At 67.3% G+C, this 15,365-nt stretch carries 12 protein-coding genes; 5 read left to right on the plus strand and 7 right to left on the minus strand.

The genetic code is table 11. The features are described from left to right. Positions 1-49: 49 nt before the first annotated feature. From FBZ90_RS09935 to FBZ90_RS09960, 6 genes are all read right to left on the minus strand, one after another. Complete coding sequence (locus tag FBZ90_RS09935; protein ID WP_145731585.1) at positions 50-1,702, minus strand: OFA family MFS transporter; 1,653 nt, start codon at positions 1,700-1,702, stop codon at positions 50-52. Positions 1,703-1,799: 97 nt separating this feature from the next. Beyond that, entirely contained in the window at positions 1,800-2,015 is a 216-nt protein-coding gene (locus tag FBZ90_RS09940; protein ID WP_145731587.1) for a formate dehydrogenase subunit delta, read from the minus strand. After that, complete coding sequence (fdhD, locus tag FBZ90_RS09945) at positions 2,005-2,901, minus strand: formate dehydrogenase accessory sulfurtransferase FdhD (protein ID WP_145731589.1); 897 nt, start codon at positions 2,899-2,901, stop codon at positions 2,005-2,007. The genes FBZ90_RS09940 and fdhD overlap by 11 nt, the downstream gene beginning before the upstream one ends. Further along, the gene (gene fdhF / locus FBZ90_RS09950; protein WP_145731591.1) at positions 2,898-5,759 is read right to left on the minus strand and encodes a formate dehydrogenase subunit alpha; all 2,862 of its coding nucleotides are present in this window, start codon (positions 5,757-5,759) and stop codon (positions 2,898-2,900) included. Before fdhF ends, fdhD begins: the two co-directional genes overlap by 4 nt. Positions 5,760-5,773: 14 nt before the next feature. Then, complete coding sequence (locus FBZ90_RS09955; RefSeq protein ID WP_145731593.1) at positions 5,774-7,369, minus strand: formate dehydrogenase beta subunit; 1,596 nt, start codon at positions 7,367-7,369, stop codon at positions 5,774-5,776. After that, positions 7,366-7,860, minus strand: coding sequence for a formate dehydrogenase subunit gamma (locus FBZ90_RS09960; RefSeq protein ID WP_145731956.1), 495 nt, complete (start codon positions 7,858-7,860; stop codon positions 7,366-7,368). Before FBZ90_RS09960 ends, FBZ90_RS09955 begins: the two co-directional genes overlap by 4 nt. Before the next feature lie 198 nt (positions 7,861-8,058). Here FBZ90_RS09960 and FBZ90_RS09965 point away from each other — a divergent pair, with 198 nt between their 5' ends. Continuing rightward, on the plus strand, positions 8,059-8,787 hold the full coding sequence (locus FBZ90_RS09965; protein ID WP_145731595.1) for a tetratricopeptide repeat protein: 729 nt from the start codon (positions 8,059-8,061) through the stop codon (positions 8,785-8,787). Between the two features lie 61 nt (positions 8,788-8,848). On the opposite strand, the gene FBZ90_RS09970 is transcribed toward FBZ90_RS09965, so the two are convergent. After that, positions 8,849-9,754 carry a LysR family transcriptional regulator gene (locus tag FBZ90_RS09970; RefSeq protein ID WP_145731597.1) on the minus strand — a complete coding sequence of 302 codons (906 nt, stop codon included), beginning with the start codon at positions 9,752-9,754 and terminating at the stop codon, positions 8,849-8,851. Positions 9,755-9,970: 216 nt separating this feature from the next. Between FBZ90_RS09970 and FBZ90_RS28360 the strand changes: the two genes are divergently transcribed. The 4 genes from FBZ90_RS28360 (at position 9,971) to FBZ90_RS09990 (ending at position 15,278) form a co-directional block, all read left to right on the plus strand. Further along, positions 9,971-12,061 (plus strand): methyl-accepting chemotaxis protein, encoded by a 2,091-nt coding sequence (locus tag FBZ90_RS28360; RefSeq protein ID WP_186455707.1) that lies wholly within the window; start codon positions 9,971-9,973, stop codon positions 12,059-12,061. 120 nt (positions 12,062-12,181) lie between these two features. Further along, complete coding sequence (locus FBZ90_RS09980) at positions 12,182-13,687, plus strand: alpha/beta hydrolase family protein (RefSeq protein WP_186455708.1); 1,506 nt, start codon at positions 12,182-12,184, stop codon at positions 13,685-13,687. Continuing rightward, positions 13,684-14,211: a GNAT family N-acetyltransferase gene (locus tag FBZ90_RS09985; protein ID WP_145731603.1), complete on the plus strand. Its 528-nt coding sequence runs from the start codon at positions 13,684-13,686 to the stop codon at positions 14,209-14,211. Before FBZ90_RS09980 ends, FBZ90_RS09985 begins: the two co-directional genes overlap by 4 nt. Positions 14,212-14,228: 17 nt before the next feature. Further along, on the plus strand, positions 14,229-15,278 hold the full coding sequence (locus FBZ90_RS09990) for a DUF3298 domain-containing protein (protein ID WP_186455709.1): 1,050 nt from the start codon (positions 14,229-14,231) through the stop codon (positions 15,276-15,278). Positions 15,279-15,365: the final 87 nt, after the last annotated feature.

Below are 15,365 nucleotides of genomic sequence, written 5' to 3' on the forward strand. Positions count from 1 at the left end.
CTTGGGGCGCGCCTGAATGTCAGGGGCGCCCCTTGTCGTTAGACCGCGTTCAATTGAACAGCGGCGCCGCCTTCTGCAGAGTGGTCCACACGCCCCACAGGATGGGCAGGCCCACCGCCAGCCAGGCCAGGATGGCCGGGCCGTCCACGCCCCCCCGGCCGATGCCGAAGGAACCGCCGACCGCCTTGGCACTGGCGGTCTTCGCCTGCAAGGCGGCGACGTCGGCGTCGCTCATGAACCACTTTACCGCCAGTTGCTTGATGGCCAGGTTGCACAGCAGCCCCAGCACCAGGAACACGGCCAGGACATAGAAGGTGACGTCGTAGACGTGATCCTTCGGCACCTTCAACGCCAGTTCCGCCTCGCGGATGTAACCGACGACGGTGGGGCCGGCGATGCCCGCCACCGACCAGGCGGTCAGCAGCCGGCCATGGATGGCGCCCACGAACTGGGTGCCGAAAATATCCGCCAGATAGGCCGGCACCGTGGCGAAGCCGCCGCCGTACATAGACAGGATGACGCCGACGGCCAGCACGAACAGGGCGACGCTGCCGGCGCGGGCCAAGCTGGGGGCCGCCGCGTACAGCAGCAGGCCCAGGACGAAGAAGACACAGTAGGTCATCTTGCGCCCCATCCTGTCCGACAGGGAGGCCCAGAAGAAGCGGCCGCCGATGTTGAACAGGGAGATCAGGCCGGCGAAGGCGGCGCCGATGGTGGCGATGGTCGTTTTTTGGCTGGGGTCCAATTGGTCGAAGCCCAGTTCGGGATGGCCTAAGAGGGTACCCGCGAAGATTTCCTGCAACATGGGCGAGGCCATGCCGATGACACCAATGCCGGCACTGACGTTCAGGCACAACACCGCCCAGATCAGCCAGAACTGCGGCGTCTTGTGCGCGTCGCCCAGGTGGACGTGGCGGTGGGTGATCATGGCCCGCCGCGCCGCCGCGGGCGGTGTCCAGCCGTCAGGCAGCCAACCCGCCGGCGGAATACGGTAGCCGAAGGAGCCGGCCAGCATGAAGACGAAGTAGATCGCGGCCATGACCAGGAAGGTCTGCCACACGCCCGGCCCCTGCGGGCCCTTGAAGTGATTGATCAGGATGTTGGCCAGGGGCGAGCCGATCATGGCACCGCCGCCGAAACCCATGATGGCCATGCCCGTGGCCATGCCGCGCCGATCGGGAAACCATTTGATGAGGGTGGAAACAGGCGAAATATAGCCCAAGCCCAGACCCACGCCCCCAACGATACCGCCCAGCCACACCAGCCAGAGCTGGTGGATCATAATGCCCACCGCCGAGACCACCATGCCGCCGCACCAGCAGAAGGTGGCGACGACGCCCGCGCGCCGCGGGCCGGCCCGTTCCAGCCAGCCGCCCCACAGCGCGGCCGCCGAGCCCAGGACGACGAAGAACAGGGTGTACATGATCTGGATATCGGCCACCCGCCAGTTGCAGGTGGTGGTGGTCAAGGCCGCCAGCAGGGAAATATCCTTGCACGCCGCCTCATCCGTGCCCGTCAACGCCTTGGACAACGGCAGCCAGAACACGCTGAAGCCATAGGCCATGCCGATACACAAATGCACGGCGAGCGCCGCCGGCGGCACCAGCCACCGATTGAATCCCGCCTTCGCGACGATCCGGTCGCGATCCAGAATCGAGCCGGATGGGCCCCCCGTCGGGGGGGCCGAGGTCACCGTATCCATTGGGCGTCACCCGCTTTGTTCAGCCGACAAAAAAAGACGGCCGCCCTTGCGGAGCGCCAACCGCCACCTGCCGTGGCGGGTATTACACGATTTCCGGTTAATTTACCTTAGGTAAACTTTCCACCGCCTTCAGCACATCGGGGTCCAGTCCGGCGCCACCTTGGGCGACATGGGTCTGGATCGCCTGACGCATGCGCGGCTCCCAGAACTTGGTGATGTGGTTGGCGATGCCGGCGGCGGCCTGGTCGCCCGGCTGGCTGGTGAAGAACTTGCCGATTTGGTTGGCCATGTAGACCAGCTTGTCAGGCGACATGCCGTGCTTTCCCTTGCTGAACGCTGTCATCATTCCTGGCCGGCACGATCCGGCCGGGATGGGTGAACACCTCGAACCCGTCGCGCCGCGCCACCGCCACCAGGGTGATACCCGCGGCCTCGGCCGTGCGGATGGCGAGGGCGGAGGGGGCGGAGACGGCCACCAGCACGGGCACGCCCATGGCCGCGGCCTTCTGCACCAGTTCCACGGACACCCGGCTGCTCATCACCACCATGCCGGCGGTGGCGTCCACCCCGCCCCGGATCAGGGCTCCGGCCAGCTTATCCAGCGCGTTGTGGCGGCCCACATCCTCACGCACCGCCACCATGCGGCCCGACTGTCCGTCATGCTCCGCCAGCCAGAACCCGGCGGCGTGAACGGCGCGGGTTTCCTCAAACAGCGGCTGATGGCTGGCCAGGTCATCGCGCGCGGCGGCGACCTGGTCGGCATCGACGGTGAAGCCAGGCGGCACCACCGGCAGGGAGCGCGTCGCCTCCGCCAGGCTTTCCAGGCCGCACAGGCCGCAGCCCATGGGTCCGGCCAAGCGGCGGCGGCGGCGTTCCAGCGCGGCCCCCGGCGTCTTGGCCAGCCACAGGCGGACGTTCACCCCCTCCGGCACCACCACCAGTTCCAGGTCCGCGATGTCATCGCGGCTGGCGATGATGCCCTCGGTCACGCTGAACCCCAGGGCGAAGTCCTCCAGGTCGCGCGGGGTCGCCATCAGCACGGCGTAAGCGGCGCTGTCATAGCTGATGGCGACCGCCGTTTCCTCCGCCACCACACGCATCCCTTCCACCGGGATGCCATCCCGCCAGGCGACACGGGTCGCCGGGCGGCTGGCGTCAGGCGGGGGGGATTGAGGAAGCGGCGTCACGCGGTCCGTCATTCGGCGGCATCCGTGCCGACGATGCGGCGGCTGAGGTCGCTGTGGGTCTTGTACCTCTCCTGCCAGTCGGACGGGCCGTTGCTGGGGCTGACCTGCACCGCCGTCACCTTGTATTCGGGGCAGTTGGTGGCCCAGTCGGAATAGTCGGTGGTGATCACGTTGGCCTGGGTCATGGGGTGGTGGAAGGTGGTGTAGACCACACCGGGCGACACCCGGTCGGTGATCAGGGCGCGCAGGGTGGTCTCCCCCGCCCGGCTTTGCAGCTTTACCCAGTCGCCGTCGCGCACGCCACGGTTCTCGGCGTCATGCGGATGGATCTCCAGCCTGTCCTCCTTATGCCATTCGCTGTTGGCGGTCCGCCGGGTCTGGGCGCCGACATTGTACTGGCTAAGGATGCGGCCGGTGGTCAGCAGTAGGGGGAAGCGGGCGCCCGTGCGTTCATCCGTGGGGATGTATTCCGTCAGCACGAACTTGCCCTTGCCGCGGGCGAAGCCGTTGATGTGCATGATGGGGGTACCGTCCGGCGCCTCGTCATTGCAGGGCCACTGGACGGAGCCGCGTTCGTCCAGCATCTGGTACGTCACGTTGCGGAAGCCCGGCGTGGTGGCCGCGATCTCCGCCATGATCTCCGCCGGGTGGCCGTAGGTCATGGGATAGCCCAGGGCGTTGGACAGCAACTGGGTGATCTCCCAGTCGGCGTAGCCGTTGCGCGGCGGCATGACCCGGCGCACGCGGTTGATGCGCCGTTCCGCGTTGGTGAAGGTGCCATCCTTTTCCAGGAAGGTGGAGCCCGGCAGGAAGACGTGGGCGTAGTTCGCCGTCTCGTTCAGGAACAGGTCCTGCACCACCACGCATTCCATGGATTCAAGGCCATGGGTGACATGGTGGGTGTCGGGGTCGGACTGCACGATGTCCTCGCCCTGGACGTACAGGCCCTTGAAGGTGCCCTCGACCGCCGCGTCCAGCATGTTGGGGATGCGCAGGCCCGGCTCCCTCTCCAGGGTCACGCCCCACATGTCCTCGAATATGGCGCGGGTGGCGTCGTCATGGACATGGCGGTAGCCCGGCAGCTCGTGGGGGAAGGACCCCATGTCGCAGCTGCCCTGGACGTTGTTCTGGCCGCGCAGCGGATTCACGCCCACGCCCCGCCGGCCCAGATTGCCGGTGGCCATGGCCAGGTTGGCGATGGCCATGACGGTGGTGGAGCCCTGGCTGTGTTCCGTCACGCCCAGGCCGTAGTAGATGGCGGCGTTGCCGCCGGTGGCATAGAGGCGGGCGGCCGCCCGCAGCTCCGCCGCCGGGACGCCGGTATACTCGGCGATGGCCTCGGGGCTATGCCGCTCCTCGGCGACGAAGGCCGCCCAGTCCTGGAACTCGTCCCAATCGCAGCGCTCACGCACGAAGGCCTCGTTCACCAGGCCCTCGGTGACGATGACGTGGGCCATGGCCGTGACCACGGCGACGTTGGTGCCGGGCAGCAGCGGCAGGTGGTGGGCCGCCTCGACATGCGCCGTCTTGACGATGTCGATGCGGCGCGGGTCCACGACGATGAGCTTGGCGCCCTGGCGCAGCCGCTTCTTCAGGCGGGAGCCGAACACCGGGTGGCCGTCGGTGGGGTTGGCGCCGATGACCATGACGACGTCGGTATCCTCGACACTGTCAAAGTCCTGGGTCCCAGCGGAGGTGCCGTAGGCCGTGCCCAGGCCATAGCCCGTGGGGGAGTGGCAGACGCGGGCGCAGGTGTCGACGTTGTTGTTGCCGAAGCCGGCGCGCACCAGCTTCTGCACCAGGTAGGTTTCCTCGTTGGTGCAGCGCGAGGAGGTGATGCCGCCGACGGAGCCGCGGCCGTACTTGGCCTGGATGCGCTTAAATTCGCTGGCGGTATGGCTGATCGCCTCCTCCCACGACACCTCGCGCCACGGGTCGGTGATCTTGGCCCGGATCATGGGCTTCAGGATGCGTTCGCGGTGGGTGGCGTAGCCCCAGGCGAAGCGGCCCTTCACGCAGGAATGGCCCCGGTTGGCGGCACCATCCTTATAGGGAACCATGCGCACCAGCTCGGTCCCGCGCATCTCCGCCTTGAAGGTGCAGCCCACGCCGCAATAGGCGCAGGTGGTGACGACGGAATGCTCCGGCTGGCCGATCTCGATGACCGATTTTTCCATCAGGGTGGCGGTGGGACAGGCCTGGACGCAGGCGCCGCAGCTGACGCACTCGCTGTCCATGAAGTCCTCATCCATGCCGGCCGAAACCTTGCTGGCGAAGCCCCGGTCCTGGATGGTCAGCGCGAAGGTGCCCTGCACCTCCTGGCAAGCCCGCACGCAGCGGGAACAAACGATGCACTTCGACGGGTCGAAGGTGAAATAGGGGTTGGACGTGTCCTTGGCCTGGACCAGGTGGTTGGCCCCCTCCATGCCATAGCGGACCTCGCGCAGGCCCACGGCGCCGGCCATGTCCTGCAGCTCACAGTCGCCATTGGCGGCGCAGGTCAGGCAGTCCAGCGGATGGTCGGAGATGTAAAGCTCCATCACCCCCTTGCGCAGGCGCTTCAGCCGTTCGGTCTGGGTCGACACCACCATGCCCGGGGCCACCGGCGTGGTGCAGGAGGCTGGCGTGCCGGGCCGGCCCTGGATTTCCACCAGGCACAGCCGGCAGGAGCCGAAGGCATCCAGCATGTCGGTGGCGCACAGCTTGGGGATGGTGACGCCGCTGTCCATGGCGGCGCGCATGATGGAGGTGCCCTCCGCCACCGTCACCGTCTCGCCATCAATGGTCAGGGTGACCATCTTGGCGTCGGTGTCGCCCTTGAGGCCCCGGGGATGCGGGGTGCCGTAGTCGATCTCAGGAACCAAGCCCATGGCCGGACCCTCCTTCATTCAGCCGCGGCGGGCAGGCGCCCGCGGTGGAAATCTTCGGGGAAGTGGCGGATGGCGCTCAGCACCGGATAGGGGGTGAAGCCCCCCAGAGCGCACAGCGACCCGAACTTCATGGTATTGCAGAGGTCTTCCAGGAGCTCGATGTTGGCCGCCACGTCCCGGCCCGCCAGGATGCGGTCCACCACCTCCGCCCCGCGCGTGGAACCGATGCGGCAGGGCGTGCATTTGCCGCAGGATTCCTCGGCGCAGAACTCCATGGCGAAGCGGGCCATGTGGGCCATGTCCACCGTGTCGTCGAACACCACCAGGCCGCCATGGCCGATCAGGGCGTCGCGCGCGGCGAAGGCCTCATAGTCATAGGGCGTGTCGAACTGGCTGGGCGGCAGATAGGCGCCCAGGGGCCCGCCCGCCTGCACCGCCCGCACCGGCCGGCGGCTGGCGGTGCCGCCGCCCACCTCCATCACGATCTCACCCAGGGTCATGCCGAAGGCCGTCTCGAACAGGCCGCCATGCAGGACGTTGCCAGCCAGTTGGATGGGCATGGTGCCGCGCGAGCGGCCCATGCCGAAGTCGGCGTAATACTGCGCGCCCAGATCCAGGATGACGGGGATGGTCGCCAGCGACAGCAGGTTGTTGACCACGGTGGGACGGCCGAACAGGCCCTTCAGCGCCGGCAGGGGCGGCTTGGCCCGCACCACGCCGCGCTTGCCCTCCAAGCTTTCCAGCAGCGCCGTCTCCTCCCCACAGACATAGGCGCCAGCACCCACCCGCAGTTCCAGGTGGAACTCCAGGTCGGAGCCCAGGATATTACGGCCCAGCAGCCCGGCCGCCCGCGCGATGTCCAGCGCGGCCCGCATGGTGGCGTTGGCGTGCGGGTATTCGGAACGGGAATAGATGTATCCCCGCGTGGCGCCCACCGCCAAGCCGGCGATGGTCATGCCCTCGATCAGGCAGAAGGGGTCGCCCTCCAGGATCATGCGGTCGGCGAAGGTGCCGCTGTCGCCCTCGTCCGCGTTGCAGACGATGTACTTCTGGTCAGAGACGGCATCGCGCACCGTCTTCCACTTGATGCCGGTGGGGAAGCCGGCGCCGCCGCGACCGCGCAGGCCGGACTTGGTCACCGCCTCCACCGTCGCCGCGCCGCCGATCTCGATGGCCTTGGCCAGGCCGCGATAGCCGCCGGCGGCCTTGTAGTCGTCCACCGACAGCGGGTCGACGATGCCGCAGCGGGCGAAGGTCAGGCGCGTCTGGCGCACCAGGAAGGGATGGTCCTCGGGCCGGCCGATGCGCAGCGGGTGGCTTCCCCCGGTCAACCAGCCGGCGGCGAACAGGGCGGGCACATCGCGAGCCTGCACCGGGCCATAGGCGACACGGCCCTCGGCCGTTTCCACCTCGACCATCGGTTCCAGCCAGAACAGGCCGCGCGATCCGGTGCGCACGATGGTGATGGCGGCGCCAAGGGCGGCGGCCTGAGCCGTGATGGCGCCGGCGACCTCATCGGCGCCGACCGCCAGGGCCGCGACGTCACGGGGGACGAAGATGCGGATGCCAGAGGGAGTGGAAGCGGCGGATATGGGGGGGACGGCGTTCATGGGCGTGACCAATCGTTGCGGGCCTCGTTCACGGCGGCGTCCAGCCGCTCCTGGTCCAGACGGCCCAGGGGGCGGCCGTCGATCAGCGCCGCCGGGGCGCAGGCGCACAGGCCCAGGCAATAGACGGGCTCAATGGTTAATTGGCCGTCACCGGTCGTGCCGCCCCAATCCAGACCCAGCCGGTGAAGCAGCCTTTCCGCCAATGCATGGCCACCCATGGACTGGCACGCCTCCGCCCGGCAGAGCTTCATGACATGCCGGCCGGCCGGCGCATCCCGGAAATCATGATAAAAGCTCACGATTCCATGGACATCCGCGCGGGAGAGGTTCAGCGCCTCCGCCAACAGGGGTACCGCTTGCTGTGGTACATGACCGAAGGTTTCCTGCAAGGCATGCAGTATTGGCAAAGCAGGCCCTTCTAGATCTTGGTGTGCGGCAATGACTTCCGCAGCTTTCTCAGGGTCCCAAGGGGTGGTTGTTGTGGCAGACATCACAGCCGTGGCCTCACTTATCCGGCATTCTCCCTGTCGTAAGAAGTTGGCTATTGCCGGAACGTAATCAAGGAAGCCGTTCCATGTTGCGATAGAAAACTTCTATCGTGCCGCCCGGCTGTCACCGACAGCTCCGCGGCCCCCTTGTAACCCTTTAGGACGCCCGAGTTAGGACGCCCGTCTTTTGGGACGTGGATCATGCGTGCGCGTATTTTCATTGCGACTTCGACAGTGCTGAGCCTGATGTTGACCGCGCCGATCGCGGTGCGGGCCGCCTCGGTCGACAGCCCGGCGGCGGTGACGGCGGCGGCATCGGCCAGCCTTCCCGCCAACCCGGCCGTGGCGCAGGACGTGACGCAGCTGCTGCGCGACTGGTCGGTCATCAAGTACCAGATGCAGGACGACAAGGCGCAGGCGCAGAAGATGCGGGACCTGCTGGTCCGCGCCACCGACCTGCAGACCCGGTATCCCGGCCGGGCGGAGCCGATGATCGCCACCGGCCTGATCCTGGGGAGCATCGCCGGCTATGAGCAGAACGCCGGCTCGCTGGAGTTGGTGCGCAAGGCGCGCGACCTGTTCGAACAGGCCGACAAGACCGACCCCACCGCCCTGGACGGCGCCGCGGCCGTGAACCTGGGCTCGCTTTACTATCTGATGCCGGGCTTCCCCATCGGCTTCGGCAGCGACAGCAAGGCGCGCAAGTACCTGGAGCGCGGCATCGCCATCAGCCCCAACGGCCTGGAATCCAATTACTTCTATGGTGAGTTCCTGTCGCAGCAGGGCGAATACGAGCGGTCGGCCAAGGTGCTGGCCCACGCCCTTGAGGCGCCGGTGTCGGTGACCCAGCCGGTATGGGACGCCGGCCGCCGGGCCGAGGCCCGCGCCCTGCTGGCCGACGTGCGGCAGAAGCTGGTGGCGTCGAACTGAGCCCGCCTCATCCTATGGGATGAGAACACCCCCGGTGGCCCCCGCTACCGGGGGTGTTCGCTTATGGCGCCATCGGTTCGCCAAAGGTGCGCGACACCTTCTTCGCCTCCGCCACCAGGGCAGCGGTCAGGGGGGTCATGGGGTCGCGGTAGGGCACCACCAGGCCGATGTCATGCACGGCGGCCGGCTCGACGATGGGAATGGCGCGGATTTCCTCCGGAAAGCTGAACGCGGTCGTCAGCACCTCCGGCATCACGCTGGCCCATTTGCCGGTGCGCACGTGCGAAAACAGCACGATCATGGAATTGGATTCCAGGGTGGGGGCCGAGGTCACGCCGGCGATGGCCAACAGCCGGTCGATGATGCGCCGGTTCTGCATGTCCGGCGTCAGCAGGCACAGGGGTATCTCCCCCACTTCCGCCCAGCTGACCTGGGCGCGATCGCCCAGCGGACCATCGCGGGAGATCAGCAGGCGGTACTGCTCCCGGTACAACGGCACGGTGCGCACGCGGCCCAGCGGCTCGTTATCCAGATAGGTCAGGCCGGCGTCGATCTCCAGCCCTTCCAGCAGGTGCAGAATCTCCACCGAGGTGCGCGACAGTACGGTGAAACGCACGCCCGGATGCCGCTCGCGGTAGGGCGTGGTCAGGATGGGCACCATGGCCAAGGCGGTGGGAATGACGGCGATGCGCAGATGGCCGCTGAGGCCATGGCGCAAGGTCCGCACCTCCTGCCGCATGGCGCGGGCGTCGCCCACGATGCGGCGGGCCCAGTCCAGCACCCGCTCCCCCTCCTGCGTCAGGCCCAGATAGCGGGCGCCACGGTTGACCAGCAGCACGCCCAATTGATCTTCCAGTTGCTTCAGGCCCGCCGACAGGGTCGGCTGCGTGACGCCGCAGGCCTCCGCCGCGCGGCCGAAATGCTGTTCCCGGGCCAGCGCGATGAAGAATTCCAACTTGTCGATCATGGGCCTGCCTGTCGCCTTTCCGCCAGCGGCCGATGGTAGGGGGCGACGCCGGCCAGCGCCACCGCTGATTCCACAGGCGCGGGCCCGCAACACCAGAACACTATACTGAGGGTCAGGCCAAACAATTCATTAAGCACAATGTCGTCATGGTGGCCGGAACCCAAGTCCAATACTTGGCTTCCCCGTCATCACCAGACGACTTCAGGAGCGTTCATTATGCCTTGGCTTCCGTTCATCACCGATCCCGTGCTGAAGGCCCTGGACCAGTCGCAGGCCATGATCGAGTTTGGGTTGGATGGAAAAATCCTGAAGGCCAATCAAAATTTCCTGCGGGCCACCGGCTACAGCCTGGCTGAAATCCGCGGCCGGCATCACAGCCTGTTCGTGGACGCGCAGGAGCGGGATGGCGCCGCCTACCGGACGTTCTGGCGCGACCTGGCACAAGGGATGTTCAAGCAGGCCGAGTTCAAGCGGATGGGCAAGGACGGCCGCGAGGTCTGGTTCCAGGCGACCTACAACCCCATCCGCGGCCTGGGCGGCCGGGTGGTCAAGGTCCTGAAGATCGCCGCCGACATCACCGATGAGAAGCGGAAGGCCATCGACCTCGCCGGGCAGGTAGCGGCCATCCACAAATCCCAGGCGGTCATCGAGTTCGCCCTGGACGGCACCATCCTGGACGCCAACGCCAATTTCCTGACGGTCATGGGCTATACCCTGGCCGACATCCAGGGACGGCATCACAGCCTGTTCGTCGATGCCGCTTACCGCGACAGCCCCGCGTACAAGAGCTTCTGGGAAGAGCTGGCGAGAGGCCGCTATCAGGCTGGGCAGTTCAAGCGCCTGGGGAAAGACGGGCGCGAGGTTTGGATCGAAGCCAGCTACAACCCCATCCTGGATCCCAGCGGCAAGCCGTTGAAGGTGGTCAAGTATGCGGCCGACGTGACGGAGCGCACGCTGCGCGCCGCCGACAGCGAGGGCCAGGTGCGGGCCATCGGCAAGGCCATGGCGGTCATCGAGTTCGCGCTGGATGGCACCATCCTGGACGCCAACGACAATTTCCTGACGGTGATGGGCTATAGCCTAGCGGACATCAAAGGAAAGCGGCACGAGCTGTTTGTCGAGCCGGAGTACAGGAAAAGCGTCGAGTACAAGGACTTCTGGGCCAGCCTCGCGCGGGGCGAATACCAGGCCGGCCGGTTCAAGCGCATCGGCAAGGGGGACCGCGAAGTTTGGATCGAGGCCAGCTACAACCCCATCCTGGATCTCAGCGGCAAACCGCTGAAGGTGGTGAAATACGCGACCGACATCACTCAAGAGATCCGTAGGCAGGAACAGTTCAACATCCTGTCGCTGGTCGCCGACGGCACCGACAACAGCGTGCTGATCACCGGCGCCGACGGGCTGATCGAGTACGTCAATCCCGGCTTCACCCGCATGAGCGGCTATACCCTGGACGAGGTGAAGGGCAAAAAGCCGGGCCATATTCTGCAAGGCCCGCACACCGACCCGGCGACGGTGGCCCGCATCCGGGAGAAGCTGACCCGCCGCGAACCGTTCTATGAGGAGATCCTGAACTATACCAAGGCGGGAGAGCCACATTGGATCTCCCTATCCATCAATCCCATCCTGTCCAAGACCGGCATGCTGGAGCGCTTCGTCTCCGTTCAGGCCAACATCAACGCCACCAAGCTACAGGCGCTGGAGTCCAGCAGCCGGATCGATGCTATCGAGCAATCGACCGTCGTCATCGAATGGGACGGGGACAAGCGCCTGGCGCACCTCAATGCCCGGGCGCTGGCGCTGCTGGGCGTCGCCGACATGGGGCAGGCGGCCGACTATCTGCGCTACGACACTATTTTTTCCAGCGACGAACGCCAGCGCCTACAGGCCGGCGCGGCGGTGAGTCCGGATATAACCCTCACGGGCGGGAGCGGCGACATCCACCTCACCACCACGGTGCAGCCCCTGCGCGACGTGGCCGGCCAACTGCGGCGCACCGTCATGTACGCCACGGACGTCACCTCCCGCCGCCGGGCGGCCCAGGAAACCGAGGCCATGATGGAAAATGTCCTGACGCAGATCAGCCAGATCGCGCGGTCCATCTCCGGCGTGTCGGGCCAAACCAACCTGCTGGCGCTGAACGCGACCATTGAGGCCGCACGGGCGGGCGATGCCGGCAAGGGCTTCGCCGTCGTGGCCGGCGAGGTCAAGTCGCTGGCCCAGCGCTCCGCCTCACTGTCGACGGGCATCGCCACCCTGGTCGGCGACACCCAGACGCGGATCGAGCAGTTTCGGCTCCAGGCCTGACGCCGGCCACCTTGGGAAGGGAGGCGCCTTGACCTCTTGCCCCCTGGACAGATGCCGCCGCCGACGCCACGCTTGGACACCGGGTGGATGAAGGAGCTGGCAAGGTTAAGGGGAGGGGCGGTGCGGCGACGGAAGGTGCGGCGGCGGGCGGTGTTCCGGATGATGGCGCTGTGGGTGGCCGGGGGCATTGCCGCCCTCTGGGTCGGGACCCCGCAGGCCCACCCGGACGCCCCCACCCTGACCCAACCCGGCAGGCCGGTGCCCCCGGCGCTTCTCACCGGGGATTGGCAGGGCACGCTGGATACCGGGGCGACCCGGTTGCGCCTGATGTTCCATGTGGCTGCCGCCGGCCAGGGCGTGGGCCAGGGCTCCACATCCCTGTCGGCGACGCTGGACAGCGTCGACCAGCAGGTCATGGGCGTTCCCATCCCCAGCGTGACCAGCGACGGCGACCAGGTGAGTTTCACCATTCCCAGCATTCTGGGCGGCTACACCGGCGCCCTGACGGCGGACGGGCAGAGCCTGCGTGGCACCTGGACCCAGGCGGGCCAGGCGCGGCCCCTGACCCTGGCGCGGGTGACCACGGCGCAGTTATGGGCGGAGCAGGCGCGGCCACAGACCCCCCGCCCGCCCTTCCCCTATCGCGCGGTCGACGTCGCCTATGACAATCCCCGGGCCCCGGGCGTGCGGCTGGCCGGCACGCTGACCCTGCCCCTGGGCAAGGGGCCGTTTCCGGCGGCCCTGCTGATCACCGGGTCGGGACCGCAGGACCGGGACGAGACCATCGACGGGCACAAGCCCTTCCTCGTGCTGGCCGACGCGCTGGCCCGGCGCGGCATCGCCGTGCTGCGGGTGGACGACCGGGGCGTGGGCCGCTCCACCGGCGATTTCGATGCCGCCACCACGCCCGACTTCGCCACCGACGCCGCGGCCGGCGTCGCCTATCTCCGCACCCGCGCCGACATCGACCCGGCGCGCATCGGCCTGATCGGCCACAGCGAGGGCGGCCTGATCGCCCCCATGGTGGCCGACCGCGACCCGGCCATCGCCTGGCTGGTCCTGATGGCGGGGCCGGGCGTGGATGGGGAACACATCCTGCTGTCCCAGAAGCGCCTGATCGCCGGCGCCACCGGCGTCGGCCCCAGCGGGGCGGAGCGCCTGGTGGATATGGATCGCCGCGAATACGCCATCGTGAAGGAGGAAACGGACGCGGAGCGCGCCCGCGCCCGCCTGCGCATCCTGCTGCAGGGCGGTATCATCGGCGGCGACAACCACGTCGCCACCTCCGAAGCGTTGATCGAGGCGATCACCAAGCCGTGGTACCGCTGGTTCCTGACCCACGATCCCGCCCCCACCCTCCGCACTCTGCGCCTACCCGTTCTGGCCCTGGTCGGGTCCAAGGATCTGCAGGTGTCGGCGGCGGAGAACCTGCCCGCCCTGCGCGCCGCCCTGGCCGGCGATCCCCAGGCCGAAGTCCGTGAGGTGCCCGGCCTGAACCACATGTTCCAGGCCGCCGACACCGGCGCCCCCACCGAATACGCCCGCATCCCCCAGACCATCGCCCCCATGGCCCTGGACCTGATCACCGACTGGGTGGCGGCGCACAGCGGGCCGCCTAAGCCGTGAGCGTGACGCTGCGACGGGCGCTGCCGGAGGAAGGAGCAACCCTGCGAACGCTGGAAAAGGCGGCGCGCGGCCGCTACCGCGACTGGCCTCCGCTGGCCTTCATCGCCGACCGTCCGCCCATCGCGCTGGAACGGCTGGCATCCGGTACCGTTTGGGTGGCGGATGGCGCCGGACGCCCCACCGGCTTCATCCTGCTGCAGCCGCAAGATGATCAGCTTTACATCGCCAATATTTCGGTGGCGCCTGAAGCCGCCGGCCAGGGCATCGGGGCCGCCCTGCTGGGGCAGGCCCTGGCCGACGCCCGGACCTTGGGGTTGGAGGCGCTGACCCTGACGACCTTCATGGCCCCACCTTGGAACGGCCCCTGGTTCCGCCGCCACGGCTACACGCCGATGCCGGCTGAGCGCATTGGACCAATCTTGCGCGCGACACCGGAGCGGCAGGCCATCACCGTGGATCCGGCGACACGAGAGGTGTTGTGGCGAAGGGTTGGCGACTTATTTCACTTGCCGACCGACCCTTAAGCGAAGGACGTTTTCCAGTGCGCTTTTCCCGTGCCCTTGTTTGCGCCGCCGGCCTGCTTCTTCTCAGGGACCAAGCCAACGCCGCCAGTTTCGACTGCGCCAAAGCGGAAACGGCGGTGGAAAAGGCGATCTGCGCCGACCCGTCCCTGTCGGCGGCGGATGAAAAGCTGGCCGCCGTCTATCGCCAGACCTTGGCGGCGGCCCCGGCCGACATCAGGCCAGAACTGGTACAGAACCAGCGCAACTGGCTGGTTTACGTCCACCGATATTGCAAACCAGTGAAAGGCGCGCCCCCGGGCGGCGTTTCGAGCTGCCTGGGTGACAAGTACAAAGAGCGACTGGGCAGCCTGCCCCAGTCGCTACGCACTGTGGGCACCGCGACCGTCTATCAGGTGCAGCGCTTCGACGTCGCCACCGAGGCCGGAACCGACGGGGCCGACGATACCGGCACGATGGAATTCACCATGGACCAGGTGGCAGGCACGCGGCCGCAGGACAAACAGGTGAACGCCTATATCCGCATCCTGGCCAAATTCCCCACCATCGAAACGCAAGCGGCCAAGCCGGGCCGCCTGGCGGAACCGAGTGAGGAGATCGTCAACACCTACCGCCTGATCGCTTACACCGACCATGTGGCCGAAATCCAGGTCGACACCTGGGATTACGGCCACGGCGCCGCCCATGGCATGAGCGACAACGCCAATCGCTTTTTCCTGGCCCAGGAGGGCAAGGAGTTGACGGCGGATCGCGTCTTCGCCGCCGCCAAGCCATGGCGGGCCTTTCTGGCCAAGCGCTGCTACGACGGGCTGGTGGAACAGGGGATCATTGGCCCAGACAATAAAGTGTTCACCGGCACCGCGGCGGATCTGGAGCCAATGGTGGCCCAGCCTACCCATTGGGAGTTCGACAGCGACGGCCTGAGCGTGGCCTTCGCAACCTATGAGGTGGCACCCTATTCCGCAGGCGAGCCGGCAGTGACCATCCCGTGGAATGACCTGCGCCCCTATTTGATCAAGGACACGCCCATCCTGGAACTGGCGCGGGTCCCGCCGCAGACCCCGCCCTGACGTCCGCCTGCACAAGTTCTGCACGATAAGTGCCCGGTCCTGCTGGGCAAATGCGGACCCGGTGGTAAGGCGTCACGGCTAGGGTAA

Source organism: Nitrospirillum pindoramense (genome assembly GCF_007827955.1).
Lineage (GTDB): Bacteria > Pseudomonadota > Alphaproteobacteria > Azospirillales > Azospirillaceae > Nitrospirillum > Nitrospirillum amazonense_B.

What these genes read in the sequence shown, in the direction of transcription:
- FBZ90_RS09935 (WP_145731585.1), bottom strand. Translation starts at nt 1,702, where the DNA reads ATGGATACGGTGACCTCGGCCCCCCCGACGGGGGGCCCATCCGGCTCG.
- FBZ90_RS09940 (WP_145731587.1), bottom strand. Translation starts at nt 2,015, where the DNA reads ATGTCGCCTGACAAGCTGGTCTACATGGCCAACCAAATCGGCAAGTTC.
- fdhD (WP_145731589.1), bottom strand. Translation starts at nt 2,901, where the DNA reads ATGACGGACCGCGTGACGCCGCTTCCTCAATCCCCCCCGCCTGACGCC.
- fdhF (WP_145731591.1), bottom strand. Translation starts at nt 5,759, where the DNA reads ATGGGCTTGGTTCCTGAGATCGACTACGGCACCCCGCATCCCCGGGGC.
- FBZ90_RS09955 (WP_145731593.1), bottom strand. Translation starts at nt 7,369, where the DNA reads ATGAACGCCGTCCCCCCCATATCCGCCGCTTCCACTCCCTCTGGCATC.
- FBZ90_RS09960 (WP_145731956.1), bottom strand. Translation starts at nt 7,860, where the DNA reads ATGTCTGCCACAACAACCACCCCTTGGGACCCTGAGAAAGCTGCGGAA.
- FBZ90_RS09965 (WP_145731595.1), top strand. Translation starts at nt 8,059, where the DNA reads ATGCGTGCGCGTATTTTCATTGCGACTTCGACAGTGCTGAGCCTGATG.
- FBZ90_RS09970 (WP_145731597.1), bottom strand. Translation starts at nt 9,754, where the DNA reads ATGATCGACAAGTTGGAATTCTTCATCGCGCTGGCCCGGGAACAGCAT.
- FBZ90_RS28360 (WP_186455707.1), top strand. Translation starts at nt 9,971, where the DNA reads ATGCCTTGGCTTCCGTTCATCACCGATCCCGTGCTGAAGGCCCTGGAC.